Annotated in this window: 22 protein-coding genes and 1 tRNA gene; 14 read left to right on the top strand and 9 right to left on the bottom strand. The window is 67.2% G+C overall.

The window, feature by feature from the left end; translation table 11 throughout:
• The first annotated feature begins 103 nt into the window (after positions 1-103).
• The 6 genes from B5520_RS12485 (at position 104) to B5520_RS12460 (ending at position 9,848) form a co-directional block, all read left to right on the top strand.
• On the top strand, positions 104-1,843 hold the full coding sequence (locus tag B5520_RS12485) for a glycerol-3-phosphate dehydrogenase/oxidase (protein ID WP_079597379.1): 1,740 nt from the start codon (positions 104-106) through the stop codon (positions 1,841-1,843).
• A gap of 40 nt (positions 1,844-1,883) precedes the next feature.
• On the top strand, positions 1,884-2,372 hold the full coding sequence (locus tag B5520_RS12480) for a PTS sugar transporter subunit IIA (RefSeq protein WP_079597378.1): 489 nt from the start codon (positions 1,884-1,886) through the stop codon (positions 2,370-2,372).
• 79 nt (positions 2,373-2,451) lie between these two features.
• Complete coding sequence (locus tag B5520_RS12475) at positions 2,452-3,303, top strand: SURF1 family protein (RefSeq protein WP_079597377.1); 852 nt, start codon at positions 2,452-2,454, stop codon at positions 3,301-3,303.
• Positions 3,300-3,803, top strand: coding sequence for a DUF3817 domain-containing protein (locus B5520_RS12470; protein WP_079597376.1), 504 nt, complete (start codon positions 3,300-3,302; stop codon positions 3,801-3,803). The genes B5520_RS12475 and B5520_RS12470 overlap by 4 nt, the downstream gene beginning before the upstream one ends.
• A 107-nt stretch (positions 3,804-3,910) precedes the next feature.
• Positions 3,911-5,500, top strand: coding sequence for a glutamine-hydrolyzing GMP synthase (gene guaA / locus B5520_RS12465; RefSeq protein WP_079597375.1), 1,590 nt, complete (start codon positions 3,911-3,913; stop codon positions 5,498-5,500).
• 130 nt (positions 5,501-5,630) lie between these two features.
• Entirely contained in the window at positions 5,631-9,848 is a 4,218-nt protein-coding gene (locus tag B5520_RS12460; RefSeq protein ID WP_079597374.1) for a DUF4011 domain-containing protein, read from the top strand.
• A 41-nt stretch (positions 9,849-9,889) separates the two neighbouring features.
• Here the strand turns inward: B5520_RS12460 and B5520_RS12455 are convergent, their stop codons facing one another.
• The 3 genes from B5520_RS12455 to B5520_RS12445 all read right to left on the bottom strand — a co-directional run bounded on the left by B5520_RS12455 (position 9,890) and on the right by B5520_RS12445 (position 11,788).
• Complete coding sequence (locus B5520_RS12455) at positions 9,890-10,627, bottom strand: RcpC/CpaB family pilus assembly protein (protein ID WP_079597373.1); 738 nt, start codon at positions 10,625-10,627, stop codon at positions 9,890-9,892.
• Positions 10,628-10,748: 121 nt separating this feature from the next.
• Positions 10,749-11,030, bottom strand: coding sequence for an FmdB family zinc ribbon protein (locus tag B5520_RS12450; protein ID WP_079597372.1), 282 nt, complete (start codon positions 11,028-11,030; stop codon positions 10,749-10,751).
• Between the two features lie 116 nt (positions 11,031-11,146).
• The gene (locus tag B5520_RS12445; protein ID WP_079597371.1) at positions 11,147-11,788 is read right to left on the bottom strand and encodes a 5-formyltetrahydrofolate cyclo-ligase; all 642 of its coding nucleotides are present in this window, start codon (positions 11,786-11,788) and stop codon (positions 11,147-11,149) included.
• 110 nt (positions 11,789-11,898) lie between these two features.
• Between B5520_RS12445 and galU the strand changes: the two genes are divergently transcribed.
• The 5 genes from galU (at position 11,899) to B5520_RS12420 (ending at position 15,420) form a co-directional block, all read left to right on the top strand.
• Positions 11,899-12,804 (top strand): UTP--glucose-1-phosphate uridylyltransferase GalU, encoded by a 906-nt coding sequence (gene galU / locus B5520_RS12440; protein WP_079597370.1) that lies wholly within the window; start codon positions 11,899-11,901, stop codon positions 12,802-12,804.
• Positions 12,805-12,808: 4 nt separating this feature from the next.
• Positions 12,809-13,429, top strand: a complete 621-nt coding sequence (locus B5520_RS12435; RefSeq protein ID WP_079597369.1) for a GNAT family N-acetyltransferase — start codon at positions 12,809-12,811, stop codon at positions 13,427-13,429.
• An 81-nt stretch (positions 13,430-13,510) separates the two neighbouring features.
• Entirely contained in the window at positions 13,511-14,449 is a 939-nt protein-coding gene (locus B5520_RS12430) for a hypothetical protein (RefSeq protein WP_254865558.1), read from the top strand.
• A 152-nt stretch (positions 14,450-14,601) separates the two neighbouring features.
• Positions 14,602-14,674: transfer RNA gene (locus tag B5520_RS12425), tRNA-Ala, on the top strand.
• A gap of 65 nt (positions 14,675-14,739) precedes the next feature.
• Positions 14,740-15,420, top strand: a complete 681-nt coding sequence (locus tag B5520_RS12420) for an HNH endonuclease family protein (protein ID WP_079597367.1) — start codon at positions 14,740-14,742, stop codon at positions 15,418-15,420.
• Between the two features lie 7 nt (positions 15,421-15,427).
• Here B5520_RS12420 and corA read toward each other — a convergent pair whose 3' ends face one another.
• The 3 genes from corA to B5520_RS12405 all read right to left on the bottom strand — a co-directional run bounded on the left by corA (position 15,428) and on the right by B5520_RS12405 (position 17,427).
• Positions 15,428-16,423, bottom strand: a complete 996-nt coding sequence (corA, locus tag B5520_RS12415) for a magnesium/cobalt transporter CorA (protein WP_079597366.1) — start codon at positions 16,421-16,423, stop codon at positions 15,428-15,430.
• 34 nt (positions 16,424-16,457) lie between these two features.
• The gene (locus B5520_RS12410; RefSeq protein WP_079597365.1) at positions 16,458-16,883 is read right to left on the bottom strand and encodes a DUF1761 domain-containing protein; all 426 of its coding nucleotides are present in this window, start codon (positions 16,881-16,883) and stop codon (positions 16,458-16,460) included.
• A 64-nt stretch (positions 16,884-16,947) separates the two neighbouring features.
• Positions 16,948-17,427 carry an Lrp/AsnC family transcriptional regulator gene (locus tag B5520_RS12405; RefSeq protein WP_254865557.1) on the bottom strand — a complete coding sequence of 160 codons (480 nt, stop codon included), beginning with the start codon at positions 17,425-17,427 and terminating at the stop codon, positions 16,948-16,950.
• A 170-nt stretch (positions 17,428-17,597) separates the two neighbouring features.
• Between B5520_RS12405 and B5520_RS12400 the strand changes: the two genes are divergently transcribed.
• Positions 17,598-18,848 carry an MFS transporter gene (locus tag B5520_RS12400; protein ID WP_079597363.1) on the top strand — a complete coding sequence of 417 codons (1,251 nt, stop codon included), beginning with the start codon at positions 17,598-17,600 and terminating at the stop codon, positions 18,846-18,848.
• Between the two features lie 12 nt (positions 18,849-18,860).
• On the opposite strand, the gene B5520_RS12395 is transcribed toward B5520_RS12400, so the two are convergent.
• The gene (locus B5520_RS12395) at positions 18,861-19,364 is read right to left on the bottom strand and encodes an Lrp/AsnC family transcriptional regulator (protein WP_079597362.1); all 504 of its coding nucleotides are present in this window, start codon (positions 19,362-19,364) and stop codon (positions 18,861-18,863) included.
• 155 nt (positions 19,365-19,519) lie between these two features.
• Positions 19,520-20,761: an MFS transporter gene (locus tag B5520_RS12390; protein ID WP_079597361.1), complete on the bottom strand. Its 1,242-nt coding sequence runs from the start codon at positions 20,759-20,761 to the stop codon at positions 19,520-19,522.
• Positions 20,762-20,933: 172 nt separating this feature from the next.
• Here B5520_RS12390 and B5520_RS12385 point away from each other — a divergent pair, with 172 nt between their 5' ends.
• Together B5520_RS12385 and B5520_RS12380 are read left to right on the top strand one after the other, a co-directional pair.
• Positions 20,934-21,908 (top strand): LysR family transcriptional regulator, encoded by a 975-nt coding sequence (locus B5520_RS12385; RefSeq protein ID WP_079597360.1) that lies wholly within the window; start codon positions 20,934-20,936, stop codon positions 21,906-21,908.
• An 84-nt stretch (positions 21,909-21,992) separates the two neighbouring features.
• On the top strand, positions 21,993-22,934 hold the full coding sequence (locus B5520_RS12380) for an N-acetylglucosamine kinase (protein ID WP_079597359.1): 942 nt from the start codon (positions 21,993-21,995) through the stop codon (positions 22,932-22,934).
• A gap of 48 nt (positions 22,935-22,982) precedes the next feature.
• Here B5520_RS12380 and B5520_RS12375 read toward each other — a convergent pair whose 3' ends face one another.
• Positions 22,983-23,999, bottom strand: coding sequence for a pirin family protein (locus tag B5520_RS12375; RefSeq protein ID WP_079597358.1), 1,017 nt, complete (start codon positions 23,997-23,999; stop codon positions 22,983-22,985).
• Positions 24,000-24,075 lie beyond the last annotated feature (76 nt).

Below are 24,075 nucleotides of genomic sequence, written 5' to 3'. Positions count from 1 at the left end.
CGGCTGGCCAGGGGCTGCACATGCCCCTGGCCAGCCTGCCCAAGCGTGCTGCAAGCAAGTACTGTGGTTTTACGACCGGCACAAGTGGCACTGGAGGCGTTCAATGAAGACTGTTCCTGCAAACGGAGGAGCCCTCGGCCCGGCAGCCCGGGAAGCATCCATCCAGCGGCTCCGGGACACCTCCCAGCCTGGCCAGGAACTGGACATCCTCATTGTCGGCGGCGGCATCGTCGGCACGGGAGTGGCCCTCGACGCCGTGACCCGCGGGTTGAGCGTCGGCATTGTTGAAGCGAGCGACTGGGCAGCCGGCACGTCCTCGCGGTCCTCCAAACTCATCCACGGCGGCCTGCGCTACCTCGAAATGCTCGACTTCGGGCTGGTCAAGGAAGCCCTGCAGGAACGCGGACTGCTGCTCTCCGAACTGGCGCCCCACCTGGCCCGCCCGGTGCCCTTCCTTTACCCGCTGACCAAGCCCTTCATCGAGAGGCCCTATGTGGGCGCGGGCATCGCGCTGTACGACGCCATGTCGATTTCCAGCGGCCACAGCCGCGGCGTTCCCTTCCACAAACACCTCACACGGCGCGGCACCCTGCGGGCCGCTCCGAGCCTGAAAAACGATGCCTTCGTGGGGTCCATCCGGTACTACGACGGCCAGGTGGATGACGCCAAGTACGTTGCCAACCTCATCCGGACTGCTGCCTACTACGGTGCACACGCCGTGAACCAGATGGCCGTGGTGGACTTCCTGCGCGAGGGCGAACGCGTGGTGGGAGCCAAGGTGGTCAACCGCGAGGACGGAACGGAGTTCAACATCCGCGCCAAGCAGGTCATCAACGCCACCGGGGTCTGGACAGATGAAACCCAGGCCATGGTGACGGATCGCGGCCAGCTGAAGGTCCGGGCATCCAAGGGCATCCACCTGGTGGTGCCGCGGGACCGGTTCCAGTCCACCGTGGGGCTGATCCTGCGGACCGAGAAGTCCGTGCTGTTCGTCATCCCCTGGGGCCGGCACTGGATCATCGGAACCACCGACACTGACTGGAACCTGGACAAAGCCCACCCCGCGGCGTCCAGCAAGGACATCGACTACATCCTTGAGCACGTCAACCAGGTCCTCAAGCGGCCGCTCACCCGGGAAGACGTGGAGGGCGTGTATGCCGGGCTGCGGCCCCTGCTCGCCGGCGAAAACGACTCCACCGCCAAGCTGTCCCGCGAACACGTGGTGGCCCACCCCGTCCCCGGCCTCGTGGTGGTGGCCGGCGGAAAGTGGACCACCTACCGGGTCATGGCCAAGGACGCCGTGGACGAGGCAACCCGCACCATGGACGAACGGGTTCCGCCCAGCTGCACGGAAACCATCCCGCTGCTCGGCGCCGAGGGCTTCAGGGCCGCCTGGAACCGGCGCAACCGCACCGCGGAGGAATCCGGTGTGCACGTGGCCCGGATCGAACACCTGCTCAACCGGTACGGTTCCATGACGCCCGAGGTGCTGGCCATCATCGAAGAGGACCCGTCCCTGGCAGAACCGATCCCGGGCGCGGACGACTATCTCCAGGCCGAGGCCGTCTACGCCGCCACCCATGAGGGTGCCCGCCACGTCCATGACGTCCTGACCCGGAGGACCAGGATCTCCATCGAGGCCTGGGACCGGGGTGTGTCCGCCGTTCCGGTTGTCGCTAAACTGATGGGTGACGTCCTTGGCTGGAGCGACGCACAGCGTGAAAATGAGGTCCGGCACTACATTGCGCGTGTAGAGGCCGAACGCCTCAGCCAGCAACAGCCGGACGACGAATCCGCAGACGCCGCCCGCCTGGGCGTGGAAGACATCGTGCCCTTGCGCTGAGGGGCTGATAGCCCAGCACTGCTGACCGAAGGGATACGCCTTGGCGGAACCACTTGACCCGTATGATGCCGACCTCACCACCCCCGAGATGGTGATCCTGGAACTGGAGGCATCCGATAAGGCCGACGCCGCCACGCAGTTGGCAGAGCGGCTGTTCGCCGCCGGGCGCGTCTCGGACCTGGAGGGGTTCCTCAAGCACGTCAACGCCCGGGAACACCAGCTGGCCACCGGACTGCCGGGCGGCATAGGGCTGCCGCATGCCCGCAGCGAGTTCGTTTCCCGCACGTCAATCGCCGTAGGAATCGCCAAGTACGGCCACGCGCTGGACTTCGGGGCGGCGGACGGCCCCGCCACCGTGATCCTGCTCATCGCCACCCCGGCCAGTTCGTTCTCCGACCATCTTGAGGTCCTGGCAACCCTTGCCCGGTCGCTGTCCAAGGAATCGTTCCGCGAGTCACTGCGCCGCGCCTACGACGCCGAGGTCATCGCCGAACTCATCAATTCCAGCCTGGTGTTCTTCGACCACTGAGCCGGTACCGGGCCGGCCAAGGGTACCTTCCAGGGCCGGCGTTTAGTTGTTCTACAGAAGTACGAAGTACGGTTAACACGTGTGGAAAACTGCCCTTAAGCCCCGATGGATCGCAGGCTTCGTCTTCGCGATCGCCATTTCCGGGGTCTTCGTGCTGCTCAGCCAGTGGCAGTTCGGGCGCTCCACATCGCCCGAGGTGCCGGTCAACCCCGCCACCGAGCAGGTCCAGCCGCTGACGGACACCCTGCAGCCGGGCGAATTCTTCCACGGGACCGACGCCGACCAGATGGTCAGTGCCCAGGGCACCTATGACCCGGACAAGCAGGTCCTGGTCCCGGGACGGCTGCACGGCGGAAAGACCGGCTACTGGGTTGTCTCCGCCTTCGCCGTCGACGGAGCCCCGGCACTGAGCGGCGCAGCCGCCTCTCCCCTGACGTGGATCCCTGTGGCCCGCGGCTGGGTGGCGGAACCCGGTGACGCGGCAGCACCGCCGTCGGGCGTTATCGAACTGACCGGACGGCTCCTGCCCTCCGAAGCCCCGCTCCCCGGCAAGGCACCCGCATCCGGGGAGGCCACCGCCGTCTCGGTGGCGGAACTGATCAACTACTGGGAAGTCAGCAGCTACCCGGGCTTCGTGGCCGCCACCGCCGAGGTGGCCGGGGGAGCGGACGTCAGCCCCGCCGCGGTGCCGGGCGACCTGCTGCCACTGAACATCGGCCCCCAGCCCCCCGCACAGCAGATCAACTGGCTCAACCTCTTCTACTCCCTGGAATGGGTAGTGTTCGCCGGCTTCGCCCTCTTCATCTGGTGGCGGCTGGTCAAGGACGACTACCACCGGGACCTCGAGGACTTCCTCGACGAAGAGCACGACGCCATCTCCCCTGAGCAGCCCCAGCACCCTGAACAGAACCAGCAAAAGGTACAGCCATGATCGATCCAAAACCGGCCACCCCCACGCAGGCCACCGGAAAAACGGCCGGTAAAAAGCGCCGCTTCGGCGGTACCGAGGCCCAGATCCGCTCGGCCCTGAAGTTCTACAAGGTCCTGGCCTACCTCACCGGTGCCATGCTGCTGCTGCTCTGTGCCGAGCTGATCGCCCGCTACGGCTTCGGGCAGTACCTGTTCGCGGGCGGCACCAACGCGGTCACCGGCCAGCCCTTCGGCTTCGGCTTTGCAGACGCGGAACCGCAGGGCGTGCTGGGCGGGGTCAACCTCTCCGTCGCAGTCCTCATCGTGCACGGCTGGATGTACGTGGTCTACCTGATCTCCAACTTCCGGCTCTGGGCCCTCATGCGCTGGCCGTTCCTGAAGCTGATCCTGCTGGCGCTGGGCGGCGTGGTACCGTTCCTGTCCTTCATCGTGGAGAAGAAGTTCCACGCCGAGGTGGAGGCCGAGCTCGCAGCCAACCCGCAGGCGCCGCAGCGTTACTGAACCGCGGTCCCGCCTCCGGGCGCCTTTCCGGCGTCGTCAACGTTTGGTGCGTCACAGCGCGGCCTCTCAAGGTGCGCCGGTGCAACGGCGCAAAGTAGGCTATTACGGTGACTACTCCCACTGCATCCCAGACTTCCCAGAAGCCGGTGCTGGTTGTTGACTACGGTGCCCAGTACGCGCAGCTGATTGCCCGCCGCGTCCGGGAAGCAAATGTGTATTCGGAAGTGGTTCCGCATACCTATTCCACCGAGCAGCTCCTCGCCAAGAACCCCGCCGCCATCATCCTGTCCGGCGGCCCGTCCAGCGTTTACGCCGACGGCGCTCCGAGCGTGGGTGCCGACCTCTTTGAAGCCGGCGTTCCCGTCTTCGGCATCTGCTACGGCTTCCAGGCCATGGCCAACGCCCTCGGCGGCAAGGTGGACAAGACCGGGCTGCGGGAGTACGGCTCCACGGAAACCACCATCCTGGGCGAGGGACGTTCCGTCCTTGAGGGCATGCCCCAGCACCAGAACACATGGATGAGCCACGGCGACTCCGTGCACGAGGCGCCGGACGGCTTTGAAGTCCTTGCGACGACGGCGGGCGCCGAAGTGGCTGCCTTCGCCAACGAGGAAAAGGGCCTGTTCGGCGTGCAGTGGCACCCGGAGGTCAAGCACTCCGCCTATGGCCAGCAGGTCCTTGAGAACTTCCTTTTCAAGGGCGCCAAGATCGAACCCAACTGGACCACCGGCAACATCCTCGAGGAGCAGGTGGAGCGGATCCGGAAGCAGATCGGCGACGCCCGCGTCATCTGCGGCCTTTCCGGCGGCGTGGATTCCGCCGTCGCTGCAGCCCTGGTGCAGCGCGCCGTTGGGGACCAGCTCACCTGTGTCTTTGTGGACCACGGCCTGCTGCGTGAAGGCGAAGCGGAGCAGGTGGAGCGCGACTTCGTTGCCGCCACCGGCGTGAAGCTGTACGTCGCGAACGAGCAGGAACGCTTCCTGTCCGCCCTCGCCGGTGTCAGCGACCCGGAAACCAAGCGCAAGATCATCGGCCGCGAGTTCATCCGCGCGTTCGAGGAAGCGGAACTGGCCATCATCGCCGAGGCCGCCGCGCACGGCGAGAAGATCAAGTTCCTGGTCCAGGGCACCCTGTACCCGGACGTCGTCGAATCCGGCGGCGGCGAAGGTGCAGCCAACATCAAGAGCCACCACAACGTGGGCGGCCTTCCCGAGGACCTCCAGTTCGAACTCGTGGAACCCCTGCGCGCCCTCTTCAAGGACGAGGTCCGCGCCGTCGGTGCCCAGCTCGGCCTGCCGCAGGAAATCGTCGGACGCCAGCCCTTCCCCGGCCCCGGCCTGGGAATCCGCATCGTCGGTGAAGTCACCAAGGAGCGGCTGGACCTGCTGCGCAAGGCGGACGCCATCGCGCGCGCCGAACTGACCGCCGCCGGGCTGGATAACGAAGTGTGGCAGATGCCCGTGGTCCTGCTGGCGGATGTCCGCAGCGTCGGCGTCATGGGTGACGGCCGCACCTACGGCCACCCCATCGTCCTCCGCCCGGTCTCCTCCGAGGACGCCATGACGGCTGACTGGTCACGCCTTCCCTACGAGCTCCTGGCCAGGATCTCGAACCGGATCACCAACGAGGTGGAAGGCGTCAACCGCGTGGTGCTCGATGTCACCAGCAAGCCGCCGGGAACCATCGAGTGGGAATAGCATTCTGAGTGGCCGGCCTCCGTCAAAGGAGGCCGGCCACTGCTGTTTCGGGGTGAAATCTCCCGCAAATTAGGGCACTGCAGTGTTGCGGTCTCTCAGTCCGGGCGTGGAAGCGGCTACGCTCGAACCTATGCCGGTATGGTCCAGGGCGTCACGTGCAAACGCAGAAAAGAAGGCAGTAGTGTCAGTTGGTCAAGGCCACCCGGAAGGCTCGGAAGAGCTTCGCAAATGGCTGTCCGGGCTTAAACCCGTCACCGGGGCAGACACGATGCTGCGCTTTACCAAAACCCCCGAAGGCTCCATCGACCTGACCCACGCCCACCCCTCAGGCCTGGCGCAGCTCATGGCCGGGCGCCGCACCCGGCTGTCCACCCTCATCCGGGACAGGCAGCAATACGTGGTGGCTGCCAGGGCCTCGCGCAACATCAGGTCCAAGATCTTCGAACTCGCCAACGACCGCGGGATCGACGCCGGCTACCTCTCCGCCGGCACCGTGGTGTGGACATCCGCCGTCGGAGGCAAGCCCCAGCGCGTCTCGGCGCCGGTGATGCTGACCGCCATCTCCCTGACCGTCCGGCCGGGGGAGGACGACTACGAACTCCAGCTGACGGAACAGGCCCACATCAACCCGGCCCTGGTGCGGCACCTCAAAAACGTGCATGGCATCGTTTTTGACGTCAACGCCGTCACCCGCCTTGCCTACAGCACCGCCCGCTTCGATCCGCAGCCCGTGCTGGACCGGCTGGGCACCCTGATCAGGCCCATCCATGGAGCCGAGGCCCAGCACAACCTCCTGGTTTCCACCTTCGCTGACCTCTCGGGAAACCTGGACGACCCCTGGATCAATGACACCAACCCGCTCGTGTCCGCCCTGGCCACCGCCGCGGGTGGCGAAGTGGTGGACGTCGAGGAACCGGATCCGTCCCGCTTCCCGCCCCTGGACAGCAGGCACCCCCAGGACGAACTCCTCCTGCTGGACGCTGACACGGACCAGCAGTACGTCATCGACGCCGCCCGCGCCGGCGACTCCCTGGTGGTGAGCAGCCCCCCGGGAACAGGACAGACGCAGACCGCCATCAACACCATCGGTGCCCTGGTGGATGAGGGCAAGACCGTCCTGGTGGTGGGCGACCGCCGCGCCAGCCTGAACGAGGTCTCCGGCCAGCTGGAGTCCCTCGGCCTCGAGTCCATCCTGTTCCAGCTGTCCGGGAACGTCACGGCCCAGCAGCTGAAGGCCCAGCTGGTGCGCGCCATCGTCCGCAACGAGAAGTCCCTGGAACCCCAGCTTGGGAACCTGCACACCACGCTGACCGAACACCGCCACGCCCTGATGGACCATGTGGCATCGCTGCACAACGTCCGCCAGCGTTGGGGATGCTCGCCCTACCAGGCCATGCAGTCCCTGGCCGAGCTCACGTCCATCCATCCGGCCCCCGCCACCACCGTGCGGCTGAAGCGGAGCGTCCTGGACAACATCCGCGACCGCGACGAGCTCGCCGGCAGGCTCCGCCGGGCGGCCGAGCTGGGCAGCTTCAGCAAAGCCTCCACCACCAGCCCGTGGCACGGCGCCCGGCTCCTCACCCGCAAGGAAACCGAGGAAGCCCAGGATCTTGTCCGCTCCGTGGAAAAGAGCCTGCCCCTCCTGCGGGACCGCATGAACGCCGTAGCCGAGCACGCGGAAATCCGGCTGGGCGCTTCCTTCGCCGAGTGGGGCGAGCAGCTCGAGCTGCTCGTGGCTGTCCGCGGGAGCCTGGACAAGTTCACGCCGGACATCTTCGACAGGCCTGTCACTGACCTGATCTCCGCTACCGCTCCGTCCGCATGGCGGCGGGAACGCGGCATCGAGATGACGTCCATGCAGCGGTCGCGCCTGCGCAGGGTGGCCAAGGAATACGTCCGGCCGGGTGTCCACATCGCCGACCTTCACAGCTCGCTGGTGCTGGTTCAGGAGCAACGGGCACTGTGGGCCGGCTATGCCACCACCCAGAGGCACCCTGCCGTTCCCTCGGGGCTCGCCGAAATGAACGCGATGTACCGGGAACTGGACCGCCAGCTCACCCAGCTGGGAGAGGCCTTGAAGCACACGGAAGCGGGCGGCGCACTGTCCCGCGTCCGCTACGAAGAGCTCATGGAGCGCCTCGAGCGGCTGGTGGCGGACAGCGACACGCTCAAGACCCTGCCGGAACGCACGCTCCTGGTGGAGAACATGCGCGAGCACGGGCTGGGGGAGCTCCTCGCCGACCTCGCCGAACGGGAAGTTCCCGCGGGCTCCGTGGCAGCCGAGCTGGAGCTTGCCTGGTGGCAGTCTGCCCTCGAAGCGATGATCAGCGGGGATGACTACCTGGCGATGTCCGACGGCGATGCCCTCCGGCAACTGGAAGCCGAGTACCGGCTGGCCGACAACGCGCACATTGCCAGCGGCGCCGCACGTCTTCGCTGGGACCTCGCAGAGCGGTGGCGGGCAGCCATCGCGGACCAGCCCCGCCAGGCCGACCTCCTGCGCAGCCTGCTCAAGGACGGCCGGGTGTCCCTGCCTGCACTGACGGCACAGGCGCCTGACCTGATCGGGACCCTGGTTCCCGTCTGGTCCGTGAGTCCCTACCTGATGACCGGCCTGCTTCCGGCCGAACAGCATTTTGACGCGGTGGTCATCCTCGACGCAGAGGCCACCTCGCTGCAGGCCGTCCTGCCGTCCATCGCCCGTGCCCGCCAGGTGATTGCCTTCGGCGACTCCCGGATTGCCAGCCCGCGCACCTTCACCGTCGGGGTGGAACGCCTGGCCCCGGGGGAGTCGGCGCACCACCGCGTTGAAAGCGCGTTTACTGCCCTGTCGGCTGTACTCCCGGTGTGGCGGCTGAACCTCGTCTACCGCGCAGTGGACGAGGACCTGGTCCTGCAGCTGAGCAAGAACTTTTACGACGGCGGCCTGCGCCGGTTGCCGGAGGGCCAGTCCGCCACGGGGCTGGACCGGTCCCTGCTGGTGGAATACCTGCCGGACGGAACGGGGCTGCCCAGTGCGGACCACGAAGGCGTCGAGTCCGTGGTGGCAGAAGTCAACCGGGTGGTGGAGCTGGTCTTTGAGCACGCACGGCTGCGGCCGCGTACCTCCCTGGCCGTGGTGACTGCCAGCCTGCGGCACGCCGCCCGGATCGGCGAGTCCATCCGCCTCCAGTTGCCCAACCATCCGGGCCTCGCCGGCTTCTTCGGCGCCGGCCCCGAATCCTTCCGTGTCGTCGATCTGGAACGGGCGCAGGGCCTGGTGCGGGACCACGTCATTTTCTCGCCGGGCTTCGGCCGGACCCCGCACGGGCGTGCCCTGCACAGCTTCGGGCCGCTCTCGGCCGAGGGAGGCCGCGAAAAGTTTGCCCTGGCAATGACCCGCGCCCGGCGCTCCATGCATGTCCTGACGTGCTTCCGGCCGGAGGACCTGGACCACACCCGGCTGACGCACGGAGCCGTGGACCTGTACGCACTCCTGGACCGGGAGATTTCGGGCAACACCGATCTCGGCACTCCCGCGTCGCGCGCCGCGGCCAGCGAGCAGGCCCTTGGCGCCGACCCGCTGGTTGCGGACCTGGGGGACCGCCTGCGTGCACGCGGTGCACGGGTGTGGCATCAGTACGACGGCGCCATTGATGTGGTGGCAGCCGCTGATCCACTCAACACCATGGGCCAGGACGACGCCGACCTCCCGTGGCCTGTGGCCATTGAGTCCGACGGCACCGAACAGTACCGCACCATGAGTGTCCGGGAGCGGAGCCGGCTGCGGCCGCAGCTGCTGGAGCGCCTGGGCTGGCGGTACATGCCGCTGTGGACCATTGAGGTGTTCACCGATCCGTCAGCCTGCGCTGACCGGATCGCAGGGTACCTGGGCCTGGAAAAGATGGCGCTTCCGGCGCGGCCGGCGTCTGTCGGTTTCCTTGACGACGACGTTGATCAGGCGCTCAATGATATTGACGCCGCTCAGCCCGCCCCGGTTTCCTACGTAAGGCATTCCACCCGCCCGGCTTCAGGACGCCGGGCCGGCGACATGGCCAACGCCCGGGTTGGGCAGCCTGCCGGCGGGCACGCCGGGATTGAGCTCGTAGAGGGTGAGCCCGTGCAGGGTGAAACGGACAGCAGCAAGGAGGCGGGCCACATGGCCAGCGAAGAAAAGAACAACAGCGCTGCCGACGGCGGGCCAGCATCGGCTGACACCGCGGCTGCTCCGGCTCCCGCACCCGCCCAGGGTGATACCGAAGGAATCCTGCCCAGGACGGCGTCGGAAGACGATCCCCGCGCCTGGGGCGACCGCGAGGACGACCACGACGCCTGGCTGAAGGAACAGAAACCGCCGCACTGGGGCTGACGCCCAGCGGGCCAGTGCGGGAAGTGGTTTTCTGCGGCCGGTCAGGGAGGTCCCACCAGGACGAAAAACAGTTTGCCTTGGGTTGACGCCCCGGCGAGCCGGGCTGCCTGTGCTGCATCGGCGGCCACCACAATCAGCCCGTCGGTCTCCTGGGTTCCGAGCCATTGCCCGCCCTGGCCGCCCTTTGTGGACGTCCACAGCACCGGCACACCGGATGCAAGGACCTCCGACGGTTCCTGCTGGTCGAAGCCGTTGGCTGCTGTCAGTACCACGTTGACCAGCTGGCCCGGGGACACCAGCTGGATGGACGAGGGATCGGCCATCCTCAAGGGAACGGCAGCTGAACCCGGCGCGCTGCCCGTCAGCAGGCCGGGACCCACCAGCTGGGCGTCCGTCAGCAACTGGCCCTTGCGCAGCGGAGCTGCCAGTTGCTTTCCGGCCGCCTCGGCCTGGTCGCGGAGGAACCCGTCCGCCAGCATGCCCGGAGGCACCTGTACTTGGGCAAGGTCTGCCGCCGCCATGGCCGACCCGGCAGGCAGGTCCCGGGCGGCAGCCAGTGCGCTCACGGTGTAAACCGGTGCCGGAGTCAGCTGATGGACCGTGAGTGCTGCCGCCGCGCACAGAAGCAGTGCGACGGCAAGGCGCCGGTTGCGGCTCAGCCATCCCGCGAATCTCGCAGCCGGGCGGCTGGTCCCGGAACGGCCGGAAGGACGGGACCTCCGGTTGCGGTGGAGGGACCCGGGGGTGTCCCGGCGGGCGCGAAGCGGGTGTGCAGGCATGACCCCACGCTAAGGGCGTTGCAAAAGCAAACGACAGCGGCCCCGCGCCTATGTGGACAACGTCCGAAGGGGACGTCCAGTCACAAGGCGCAGGGCCGCCGTCGAAATGGCGGACGCTGAATCAGGTGGCGGCAGCCGCCGGAACGGAGGCCGCGGGGGCAGCTGCGGGAGCCGGTGCGGTGGACGCAGGCGCCGCGGGAGCTGCAGACACGGTGCTGCCCTTGGAGTCGCGGGAGTCGGTGCGGTAGAAGCCCGAGCCCTTGAACACCACGCCCACGCTGTTGAACTTCTTGCGCAGGGTGCCCTCGCACTCGGGGCAGGACGTCAATGAGCTGTCCGAGAAAGACTGGACAATATCGAAGGCATGGCCGCAATCCTTGCAGGCGTAAGCATATGTTGGCACTGGTGCTCCTCCTCTTGGGCAAACGAGAGGTCCCGTGCTGCCACCTGGTAATCCATTAGCAGTCGCAGGGCCTGAGTGCTAATTCTATCATCCTCCGGCGCCCCCGCCACCTGGGCTCAAAGTCCGCTGGCGAGCGACCTGAGCCCGGACGGTGCCAGGACGGCGGGTACGGGCCGGTCGAACTCTTCAGCGGGAATGTGCCCGGCCGGAAGCAGTTCATCGTCGTAGATAACAGCGGCCAGCGGAATTTCCTTCCCGGCGGTCGCAAGATGACCAAGGAACTTGTCATAGTAGCCGCCGCCCTGGCCCACCCTGTTGCCCTCAAGATCCACTGCGGTTGCCGGGATGAACAGGGCAATCGCTTCGCCCGCCACATCGGGTCCGTGCCGGGGCCCGGCAGGTTCCAGGATGGGCGCATACTTGCTGCGCTCGAACCCGGCCTCCGGGCTCCAGAAAACCCAGCTGAGTTCCCTGCCGGGTTCGCAGACGGGAAGCAGGACCTGGTGGCCGTTGCCGTGAAGGGCGGTGATCAGGGGAAGGGTGGGCGGTTCCACACCGATGCCCAGGTACACGCAGAACGTGGCCGGTTTCCCGCCGGAGAGGGATTCCGCCCACGCCGCACCGTGGACGGCGAGGGCAGCCCCGGCGGCCTCCAGATCGGCGGGAGTCAGTGTTGCCCTGCGCCGCCGGTGCGCTGTGCGGATGCCGTCCTTGGCGGCAGCGTCGAAGGCGTGCCTCGTGTTCGTCTTTTCAGGCATGGTGCATGTCCTCCGTTGCCCGCCGTTTGGCGGTTTCCGTGGCGCCCCCAGGCAGGTGGCGGCCGGTCCTTAGATTACTGAATGCTTGACGCTGACGTTAGATTAGTCCGGTGAGTACCAGTAACCCGAGAGTTCGCAAAGCCGTCATCCCCGCTGCCGGGCTGGGTACCAGGTTCCTTCCTGCCACCAAGGCCATGCCCAAGGAAATGCTTCCCGTTGTGGACAAGCCTGCCATCCAATACGTGGTTGAGGAAGCCGTCCACGTAGGTCTCAACGATGTCCTGATGATCACGGGACGGAACAAGCGGGCGCTGGAGGACCACTTCGACCGCGTCCCGGCGCTGGAGTCCACGCTGGCGGACAAGGGGGACACCGAGAAGCTCGCGTCCATCCAGGCGGCCAGCAACCTCGGTGACATCCACTATGTGCGCCAGGGGGACCCCAACGGCCTGGGCCACGCAGTGCTTCGCGCCAAGCAGCATGTCGGCGACGAGGCATTCGCCGTCCTTTTGGGCGACGACCTCATCGATGCCCGGGACGAACTGCTCAGCACCATGATCGACGTGCAGGCCAAAACCGGAGGCTCCGTCGTCGCGCTTATCGAAGTGGAACCCTCGCAGATTAGCGCCTACGGCTGCGCTGATATCCAGGAGATCGACGGCGAAGGGTACGTGCGCATCAACCGGCTGGTGGAGAAGCCCACCGCCGACGAAGCACCGTCCAACCTGGCCGTGATTGGCCGTTACGTGCTGCACCAGGCCGTCTTCGGCGTCCTTGAGCGCACCGGTCCGGGGCGTGGCGGCGAGATCCAGCTGACCGACGCCCTGCAGGAACTGGCCACCGGTGACGGCGAAGGCCACGGCGTCTACGGCGTGGTGTTCCGCGGGCGCCGCTACGATACAGGCGACAAGCTGAGCTACCTCAAGGCGTGCGTCCAGCTCGCCATCGACAGCGACGATCTGGGTCCCGGCCTGCGGGAGTGGCTGCCGGGCTTCACCAGCGGCCTTTCCAAGTAGCACCATGCGCCTTGGCCCTGTCTGGCCCGTGACCCTGGAATGCGGCGACCTGGTCCTGCGCCCCATCAGGTACCGGGACAAAAAAGAGTGGACTGAAGTCCGTTCCCGCAACACCGAGTGGCTGGCGCCGTGGGAAGCGTCCAATCCTGACCCGCGCGGAGGCCTGCCGGACTACCGGCAGATGGTCCGCTCCCTGAACGCGCAGGCGGCCCAGGCCACTGCGCTGCCGTTCGTCATTACCGAGCGCGTACCGGGCAGCAGGAACCCGGTCATCATTGGCCAGCTGACCGTCTCGTCCATCGTGTGGGGATCAGCCATGATGGCAACGCTGGGGTACTGGGTGGACCAGGCGAAAGCCGGGCGGGGCATCGCCCCAACGGCGGTGGCGCTCGTCACCGACCATTGTTTTCAGACGCTGGGGCTGCACCGGATGGAAATCAACATCCGGCCGGAAAACGGGCCCAGCCTGCGGGTGGTGGAGAAACTGGGTTTCCGGGACGAGGGGTACCGTCCCCGCTACCTGCACATCAACGGCGACTGGGCTGACCACCGGTCCTTCGCACTGACGTCCGAGGAAGTCCCGGACGGCCTGCTGCGCCCCTGGCTGGCGTCCCGCCCGTCATAAATCCACTCATTTGCGAGCCGGGCCGCGACACACCGAAGCTAATGCCGCGCCATACCATGTGATGCTCATACGGTTTTGAGTGTGGACTTCCCCCTTAGCAGCTCAGTGATCCTTGTGGTTGCCGTCGTGCTCTGGATTGTGTGGGTTGCCCCGTACGTCCTCCGGAACCGCCGGCACCAGTTCCAGCCCGCCGGTGACTTTCCGGCAGACGCACCAGCCGATGAAAGACCTGAACCACCAGCCGGTTTGGTATTGAAAATCGCCGCCCAGCAGGAGAAAGCAATGGAAACCAGGAAGAGCGCCGGACCGGCTTCCAATGCCGACGGCCCCGCACCTGCGGGCCGTTTCCGGATCCGCTACGGCCGTACGGCCCTGGCTCTCGTCGGGTTTCTGTCCCTGCTGACGGCGTTTGTCTCCGGGGTGCTGTTGCCCTTCGGGCTCGGCTCGCCCGTCCTCCCGCTGACCTGCGCAGCGCTGACCGCGGCATCCGTCGCCATTCTGCGCTGGCTGGCTATCCGGGACCGCAAGGCGAAAGTCGATGCGGCCTTTCGCTCGGCAATGAGTGCACCGGCACGGCGCCCTGATGCCACCGAGCACATCCCGCCCATGCCTGAAGCTGCTCCTGCCCGCCCGGAAAGCCCCCTTTTTGACGCCGAGGCGCACCAGCCCAAGGCCCAGCAGCTCACAGCACAGGAACTTCGCGCGGCGGCACTGGCTGTAGCCGTGGCTGCAGGTGATGCCAGTGCAGCAGCAGCGGCGTCGAAAACTCCTTCCAGTACTCCCTGGGAGCCCGTTGAGGTTCCCAAGCCCGTATACGTGGAAGCTGCCAAGGCCGAGCGCCCGGAGCCCGAACCGCTTGAGCTGCCGGCGGCCCCGAAGGCCGTGGGCAAGCCCTCTCTGAAGCAGGGTGCGGCAGGCGCTCCGCCTGCAGCTCCGGCGGCAGCAGAGGACCAGCAGCTCACCAAGGCGCAGAGCGCCCTCAGCAACCTCGACGACGTCCTGCAGCGCCGCCGCGCCTAGGAAGCACGTGCCGCGGGCCCCGATGCAAATGCCCGACGCCGGTAGTCACCTTGGATGCGTATCCGGTGGCGCGCCGGTTGGCATTGAGCGGGGAAAATTTGTAGCCTAGGGTCACCGGTTCCGCACACGCACCCGCGAGGGCGGCCAGTTCCGGGGCTATAGCTCAGTTGGTAGAGCGCTTCGTTCGCATCGAAGAGGTCAGGAGTTCGAATCTCCTTAGCTCCACACAATGCACGGTCTCCACACAAAGCACGGTCCAGGCCACGGGCGCGCCGCATCCGTGAAGGAACATGACGATTAACTTCTCCGCTGCCAGGTCCATAGCCGTTCTTACCAGCCTTCTCCTTGCAGGCACTCTCGCCGGCTGTGATGCTGCAGCCCAGGCATCGCCGTCGTCATCCAACCCTGAAGAAGCCGCTGCCGCGCTTGCCCGGCTGGAAACCATTCCGGTCAAGGGCCGGGCACCGAAGACCGGCTACAGCCGGGACGAGTTCGGGCCCGCATGGGCGGATGTGAACCGCAACGGCTGCGATACCCGCAACGACATCCTCGCCCGCGACCTGGAGGGTGAGACGTTCAAGCCCGGCACCCGGAACTGTGTGGTGGCCACCGGCACGCTGGCCGACAAGTACACCGGCACCACCATCAGTTTTGTCCGCGGCCAGGACACCAGCACCGCGGTCCAGATCGACCACATCGTTGCCCTCTCCGATGCCTGGCAGAAGGGTGCCCGGCAACTCAGCGACGAAGAGCGGCGCCAACTGGCCAATGACCCCTTGAACCTGATGGCCGCGGACGGGCCCACCAACAGTGCCAAGGGTGACAAGGACGCCGCGACGTGGCTCCCGCCGAACAAGGCGTTCCGCTGCGAGTATGTTGCCCGGCAGACCTCCGTGAAGGCGAAGTACCGGCTGTGGGTGACCCCGGCGGAGCGCGACGCCATTGCCGGAATCCTGGCCGGCTGCGTTTAGGTGCCGGCTACAGCCAGCCCTTCTTCTTGAAGATGGCGTACATGGCCAAGGCCGTCGCCGCCATGAGGCCGATGGCCATCGGATAGCCCAGGTCCCAGTGCAGCTCGGGCATGTGGTCGAAGTTCATGCCGTAGATGCCGGCCACGAACGACGGCGCAAACAGGATTGCAGCCCAGGAGGAAATTTTCTTCACCTGCTCGTTCTGCTCCGCGCTGGCCTCGTTCTGCCGGTTGGCCGTCAGGGTTCCGTCCAGGGTCAGGGCGTTCTGCAGGAGGTCCCGGAAGGAGTCTGCCCGGGAAATCACCCGTTCCACGTGGTCCTCCACGTCCCGGAGGCTGTGCTGGAGCTCGGTCTCAACACCGTACTTCGCGAAGCCCCGCTTCAGCTGGTGCATCATGTCCGGCAGCGGGTGGATGGCACGCTGGAACTGGATCACTTCACGGGCCAGTTCGTAGATCCGCCGCGACACCGTTGTGTCACCGCTGAAGAGCTGGTCCTCGATCTCGTCAATGTCGTTTTCAAGCCCGGCCACCACGGGAGCGTAGTCGTCCACCACCCTGTCCAGGAGGGCATACAGCACTGCCTCCGGGCCATGCCGCAGAAGATCCGGCCGTGCCTCCAGGCGTTTCCGGACACGGGCCACGCCGGCCATTTCCGCATGCCGCACCGTGACCACAAAGTTTTTTCCGGTGAAGATATGGAGTTCCCCAAATTCCACCGTCTCGCTTGCATCCAGGTACCGGGCGGGCCGCAGGACGGTAAACAGGTTGTCCTCGTAGCGCTCCATCTTGGGGCGCTGGTGTGCGGAGATGGCGTCCTCCACCGCAAGGGAGTGCAGCCCGAACTCAGCGGCCACTGCCGCCATCTCTTCGGCGGTAGGGCGGTACAGTCCGATCCAGGCCATACCGCCGTGGTGCGCCAGGGTCTCGAACGTCTGCTCCAGGTTTTCGGGTTCGGCATGGCGCACGCCGTCCACGTAAACAGCGTTGTCGATGATGGTCATGGGCGGGTGCCTCCTGTCTGCATAGGCCGCATGCTCAGGACATGGCTCCGATAATGGCTCCTGAGACTGTCATGGCTACCAGGTCATGGCCGGAGTCGATCAGCGTCACGGCGGCCGGGCGTCCGGCGAAACCATTGTGGATGGCGTGGCCGCCCGCCCTGAAAACAAGCCCCACAACCAGGGCGAACCAGGCGCCGGCCAGGGCGTTGTCCAGCCCCAGCTTGCTGATCAGGACGGCAAGGAGGATGGCAGTCAGCGCCGCGGCCACCATCATGGGGAGCCAGATTCCGGCCCCGCCGCTGATGTTTTTCAGGTCGTCCTCGGTCTTGCCGATGGCGGCCATCCACCGGTTGCCCAGCACCGCCGGCATGTACCAGACGAAGCCGATGGCCATCGTTGCCGCGAAGGCAAGCAGCACCGCAAGCCAGTTGATCTGTGAAACGTAAGAGAGCCAATCCATTCTCGAAATCCTAGCCGTCCGGCCGCCGCCGGCCGGGATGCGGACCGTGGGCGGGATGGAGTGGTCAGCTGCCCGCAGCCTTGGCGAGGCCGCTGATCAAGGGCTCGGTCCGGTAGGGGATGTGCGTGTGCAGTGCCAGGACAGTTTCAGTCCGGATGACGCCCTTGATCCGCAGGACCTGCCGCAGGGAAGCCTGCAGGTTGTGTGTATCCGTGGCCACTACCCGGCACCAGACGTCGCCGCGGCCCGATATCTCGTGGACCTCGAGGACCTGGGGGATCAGCCGCAGCGCCGCCACTACGCCGTCCAGCTCGCGGTGGGAAACTTCGATGGTGACGAAGGCCACCACGTCATAGCCCACAGCCTCCAGGTCAACTTCCCGCCCGCCCGGGCGCAGCACTCCGGCCCGGATGAGCCGCCGGACCCGGGACTGCGCGGTGTTGCGGGCAACGCCCACCGAGTCGCTCAGCTCGCCCACCTGGATCCGGGGATCGCGGATCAGCGCCAGGAGGATCTTCAGGTCGGTAGGGTCCAGTTTGCCCAAATGGTCACTCTCCATCATCGGCGGGTGCAGGTTTTGACGATCCTGCTCAATTCTTCCATGTATTTCCGCTCAAACGAGCAGTAGTGCTCCATTCTGGAGCCATCACCTATTCACGTTGCGCCGGGCTCCCACAAGGACCACCCGCCGCGGCAAAACCGGAAGGCGGCATCATGACGGTCTTCAGCGAACTCCGTATGCGCCCCGCTCCGTCCGCAGCTGCGGGATGGGATGCCTCCACTACGGCACGGCTGGTGATGGCGGGCGCTGTCATTTTTGTCCTTCTTGTGGGAGCCAACCTTGCCACCCCGCTTTATCCACTCCTGCAGGCCGGGTTGGGGCTCTCCGCCCTGGACGTGACGGCTGCTTTTGCCAGCTACGTCCTTGCCCTCGTGGCCACGCTGATGCTGGCCGGGCACTGGTCGGACCACATCGGACGCCGCGCGGCACTCCTTCTCGCCGTGGTCACCGGTTTGGCGGGCGGCTGGGTCTTCGCAGGGGCGGGGTCGCTGGCAGGGCTGTGTGCCGGGCGCGCGCTGCAAGGGGTGGCTGTTGCGCTGGCCACGGGTGCGAGCGCGGCGGCCCTGCGCGAACTGCTGCCGTCCCGCCCGGAATGGGCGTCCCGCTTCACCCTGCTGGCCTCGGCCGGTGGAGTAGCTGCCGGCCCGGGCATCGGCGGGCTGCTGTCCCTGCTGCCCGCGGCCACCACTGCTCCCTACGCCGTGTACTCCGTGGTGCTGGCCGCGCTTCTGGTGCCGCTGTACCTGATCCGGGCCCGTCCGGCCATCATGCTGCCCTCGCCGTCCAGGCCACTGCAGGCACTGGCACCGCGGCGGCCGTCCGTGTCGCAGAACGCACGGGCAGCATTTTGGCTGGCATCCGCCGTCGGCTTCCTCAGCTTTGCTGTCTTCGGGTTCTGCCTCTCGCTGGCTCCCGGTTACTTCGCCCAGGTGCTGGGGACGGAATCCCGGCCGCTGATTGGATTGCTGGCAGGCCTCCCACTGGGCACGTCAGCCCTCAGCCAGCTGCTGGCTGTCCGCGGCCGTTACGTCGTTCCTGCCGGACTGGCCGTTCTTGGCGGATCAGTCTTCCTGCTCGGGGCCGCCGGCGCGTGGCACAGTCCTGTGCTGCTGGTGCTTGCGGCGGCGACGGCCGGTGCCGGCCAGGGTTTGGCATTCCGCACCGTCTTCAACGAGGTGGCTGCCCGGGTGGAGCCTGCCCGCCACGCCCAGATTGTCAGCACGGTGTACGTCATCACCTACCTCGGCAGTGCCGTCCCGGTCCTGGGGCTCGGCTGGGCAACAGGGGTATTCGGCCAGGCTGCTGCCGTGGGCGGTTTCGTCGCCGTGTGCGGTACGGCGGCGCTTGCCCTGGCCGTCGTGACAATGGCGCGCACGGTGCGCCGCCACCCCGGAAGGGGCTAGCCGAACTCTCCACTACTCCGGAAGTGGCCCGTGGTTGCCCTGGATGTGCTCAAAGACGAGCGTGGTTTCGGTATGCCCAACTACGGGGTCCGTCGCCAGGTTGTCCAGCACCCAGTCCCGCAGGTCCTCCGTGCTTCCGACGGCAATGTGCAGCAGGTAATCCACGGAGCCGGAGGTGTGGAAAGTGGACAACACGGCGGGCAGGTGCGGCACCCGGGCGGTGAAACGGTCAATCTGGTCCCGGTCGTGGGCCCGAAGCCGCACGGCAACCAGCGCCTGCACCGACCTGCCGATGGCCGAGAGGCTGAGCTTGGCCTCGTAGCCCTGCACGATGCCCCGCTCCGAGAGGGCGCGCGTCCGCATCAGGGCCGTGGAGGGGGCTATGCCCACCAGTTCGGCCAGCTGCTTGTTGGAGATCCTCGCGTCCTCCACGAGGGCAGCCAGCAGGCGCTCGTCGATGGCGTCCAGCGGCTCCAGGTGGGCTCCCGGCCTGGTGTTCCTGGGATTCGTGCTCACTGCGGTTCCTTCCAAGGGTGGTGCGTTCATCCTAGACCGCCGATACCGCGCTTTCACGCCCGAATGTGCGTGCACGGCCGAATTTCAGGAACATTGGCACTCCTTCAGGAGCAGATAATTCGCTCAGGCTGGAAGGCGGCAGATCCTGCGGCGCGTCAGGCGGAGGGCCGTTCCGTCCGGGAATGGACGACGGCGGCAGCGGCCGCCGTGAGGCAGGCGAGGACCATAACGGTCACCGCCAGGGCATTCCACCCCCACGACTGGAAAACCAGGCCGCCGGCCCAGCCGATGACGCTGGACCCCAGGTAGTAGGCGAGGTTGTACAGCGATGCGGCCTGGGCGCGTCCGGTGCTGGCGATGGCTCCCGTCCAGCCCGCCCCGATGCTGTGCGCGGCAAAAAATCCGCCGGTGAACACCACCAGGCCTGCCAGGATCAGGGCGAGGGACGGCGCCAGCGTCAAGGCAAGTCCCGCCGTCGACAGGCCCAGACCGGCGAGCAGGATGTTCCGCCGTCCGAAGCGCACCGTCAGCCCTGCGGCCCAGCGCGAGGAGACGGTGCCGGACAGGTAGGCCAGGAAGATGAGGCTGATCAGGGTGGCAGGAAGGCTGAAAGGCTCGCCGGACAGCCGGAAGCCCAGGTAGTTGTAAACGGCAACGAAGCCGCCCATCATGAGGAAGGCCTGGACGTACAGTGCCAGCAGCCGGATGTTCCGCAGGTGCCCGCCCAGGGTGCGCAGTGCGCCGCCCAGGCCGGCTGCCCGTGTGGAGACGAAGCCCTGGGCCCGGGGCACCAGCACCAGGAAGGCGACGGCGGCAAGCGTTGCCAGGACGGAAACGGCCAGGGCCGCTGCGCGCCAGCCCCACAACTCTCCGGCGGGACCGGCCACCAGGCGGCCGGCAAGGCCGCCCAGCGTGGTGCCCGCCACGTAGCTTCCCGCCGCCAGCGCCGCGTGCGCCTTGGTCACCTCTTCATTGAGATAGGCGATGGCGATGGCGGGGATCCCGCCCAGGGCCATGCCTTCCAGGAGGCGCAGGGCCAGCAGCATGCCGAAGCTGTCCGCCAGCGGCACCAGCAGGCCAAGCACTGTGGCGATGGAGATGCCCCAGGTCATGGCCTTGACGCGGCCGATCCGGTCGGCGAGGAAGGACCAGGGGATCACCGTGACGGCAAGGCCCACGGTCGCCAGGGAAATCGTGAGGGCGGCCTCGGCCGCGGAAATCCGGAGGTCCGCTGCCAGCAGGGGCAGGACCGCCTGCGTGGAGTACAGCTGGGCAAAGGTCGCCACGCCGGCAAAGGACAGGCCCGCGAGGATCCTGCCGTAGGCCCGTGATCCCTTGGCATGCCCGTCCCAGCGCGGCTCCGTACCGCTGCCGGTCAGGCTGGCATTGTGTGGCATTCCGCCAGCGTAGCCCCTGCCCGATACATACCTCCAATGCATGTTTTGTGCAAAACTGATAGCAAAATCGGATACTTCCCCAACCGGGTAGCGGCAACTGTCGTTTTCGGTGCCCAACACGACAGTTAGCGCTACCTAGTTTGGGGGGAGTCGGGGAAAGGGAGGCCGAGCCGTGGAGGCAGACCACAAGCAACTCATGCAGCTCTTGCCCCTCCTTCCCGTGCTGGCCGAGTTGGGGCGCACGGAGCACGTAACGGCAACGGCGGAACTGCTGGGAGTACCCCAGTCCACGGTGAGCAGGGCACTCTCGCGGGCCAGCGCCGTCGTCGGCACCGAACTCCTGGTGAGGGACGGCAGGGGCGTCCGGCTGACTCCCGCTGCCCGTACCCTGCTGCCGTACATCGAGCAGGCCCTGGCGGAGTTCCAGGCCGGGCTGGACCTGGTCCGCAACGAGTCGGAGGTGGTCCGGGGCAGGATCTCAGTGTCCTTCCAGCACACGTTTGGCGAGGCAACCCTGCCGCTGCTGATCAGTGTGTTCCGCAGCCGCCACCCGGGCGCCGTCTTCACCCTGAGCCAGGGCTCCCGGAACGCCTGCCTGGAGGAACTGGCGACCGGGGGGGCGGACCTGGCACTGACCGCCCCGGTGGCGCCGGCCGGCAGGAATCTGCAGTCCTCCCCGCTGTACCGCGAGCCGTTGCGCCTGGTGGTCCATCACAGCCATCCCCTTGCGGGGCGTACGACGGCGGGGCTGGCCGACATCAGGACAGAGCCTTTTGTGGCGCTCGGGCCCGGGTACGGTATGCGATCACTGACCGACGCGCTGTTCCGCGAGGCGGGATACAGGCCCCGCATCGCCTTCGAAAGCCAGGACTCCCACACCATCCGCGGGCTGGTGTCCGCGGGGCTGGGCGTCAGCATCCTGCCGCCCGGGGGCGACGCGCCGGGCCGGACCGTCAGCCCGGAGACGGGAAACCTGGGCTGGGTGGAAGTTCCCCTTGATTCAGCCCTGGCCTTCCGCGAGGTGGGCATCAGCTGGCGGCGCAGGAAGCCCGATGCCGAACCGGTCCAGGTCAGGCTCTTCCGGGAGATGGTGGTTGCCGAGGGCCCGCAGCTGCTGGCCGGGCTGGCCAGGCAGCGGACCGGCTGACGGGCAGGGCAAGAGGACGCGATTGCCGACGGCGGCGGTCCAGCCCCGGAGGTCCGGCGCCTTCGCGGCCAGTACCCTTGTGACGTGACCAACACCGAAAATCCCACCGCACGTCCCGCCGAAACTTCCACAGCACGTCCGCCCGCCGGTGTCATTATCGGGCTGGACATCGGCGGCACCAAGACCCACGGCATCAGGTTCGAGGACGGGATCGCCGTTGCCGATGAATCCGCAGGCAGCTCCAACGTGCAGAACGTCACCCGCGACGAGGCCGCGCGCAACATCGCCGACCTCTTCGCCCGGATCGGCGGTGGCAGCGTGTCCCAGGTGTATGCAGGATCCGGCGGGATCGACACGGATGAGGACGCCGCAGCCCTTGCCTCGTTGATCCAGCCGCATGTTCCCGGCGCCCGGGTGACCGTGGTGCATGATTCGCGCCTGCTGCTCGCGGCCGGGCACGCAAGCACCGGGGTGGCGGTGATCGCCGGAACCGGCTCCGCCGCCTGGGGCAGGAACTCCGACGGCGATGAGGCCCGGGCGGGCGGCTGGGGCTACCTGCTCGGGGACGAAGGCAGCGGCTACTGGCTGGGCCGCGAAGCGGTGCGCTACAGCCTCCGGCAGATGAACCAGGGCCAGCCGGCCGACCAGCTCACCTCAGCGCTGTTGCAATCCTGCGGTGTGGAGCACCCCAACAAGCTCATTGCCCTGTTCCATTCCCCGCACACCGGCCGCCGCTTCTGGGCCCAGCAGGCCCGGCATGTAGTGGAAGCCGCAGCCGGGGGACACCGCGCGAGCCAGGCAATGCTCGACCAGGCCGGCCGGGACCTGGCAGGCCTGGCGCTCCAGGTCCTGGACCAACTGCGGATCACCGGCCCCGTCATCCTGGGCGGCGGCCTGGGAATGAACGTGGCACCCCTCCAGGAGTCCTTCCGCCGGCACCTCGAAAGCGCCGGCGTAACGGACGTCCGGGTGCTGGAGCAGGAACCGGTCTTCGGCGTGCTGCAGCTGGTGGCGGAGCCGGCCTGACAGTTTGCTGCACCGGCCGGCACTGGCCGCGCTGTTGAGACCCGCTGTTTAGACAGAGCGTTTCCGGGGAGTCAGCCGGACACCGGGAAGCGGGGGAGCGGGGATGCGTCCGGCTTCGGCGCCGGCGTCAGGACCGTGGCCCGCTACCAGGCCGTAGCGGGCGGCAGCCGCCTCCGCGTCCGGCACGCCGTCCTGGGCTTCCCAGGCATCCCGGGCCTGTTCCACTTCCTCGTGCGTGCGGCCCACGAAGTTCCACCACATCAACAGCTCCTCCTCGAACGGCTCGCCGCCGATAAGCAGGAAGCGCGTACCGGGCAGGGCCTCGACCTGGAGTTCCTGCCGGCCGGTGCCCAGATAGCCGAGCGGGCCGGGGGCAAGTTCCTGGCCGTCCAGCGCCAGGCCACCGTCAAGCACCAGGATGCCGTGTTCAAAGTCCGGGTTCAGCGGCAGCAGCGCTGCCCCCTCACAGGAAACGTCCGCTCCCACAATGGGCGAGTACATGGTGGCCGGGGAGGCGACTCCCGCGAGCTCACCTACCATCACGGTGGCGGTATAGCCTTTCCCTCTGGCCTGGGGCAGTGCCCGGTGCTGTTCGAAGGCCGGCCGGCGGTGCCGTTCCCCGTCCGGAAGCGCCACCCACAACTGGAGGCCCCGCTGCACAGGCAGTTCCTCCCCCGCAGGCGGAAGCACCGCGAACTCCGAGTGCGACACGCCGTGACCCGCCGTCATGATGTTCAGTTCCCCCGGACGGACCACCACATCGCTGCCCACGCTGTCCCGGTGGCGGATGTGGCCGGCCAAAGGCCAGGTCACCGTCTGCAGGCCGATATGCGGGTGCGGCAGGACAGACATGGCCGTCCGGTCCGGCCCGAAGCTGTCCAGGAAGCACCACGCCCCGATGGTGGGAAGGCCGCGCTGCGGCAGCGTCCGCTGGACATTCATGGCACGCACACCACCCAGCGGCACTTCCCGTTCCGGCCACAACTGCAGGCACGGCCCCGGGCTTCCCTCGGCGCTCGCCGGCGGACAGACTTCCTGCTGGGGTGATATCTCCAAGTTGGTCACGCTCCCACTTTAGGCCGGTATGCCCCCGACGGCTCAGTGCTTCCCCGCCCTGCCGGTCCCGCTCCCCGGACGGCGT

Source organism: Arthrobacter sp. P2b (assembly GCF_900168295.1).
In the GTDB taxonomy this organism is placed as follows: domain Bacteria; phylum Actinomycetota; class Actinomycetes; order Actinomycetales; family Micrococcaceae; genus Arthrobacter.
The sequence above is the reverse complement of the archived record's forward strand: the minus strand, read 5'-3'. Positions and strand labels throughout refer to the sequence as shown.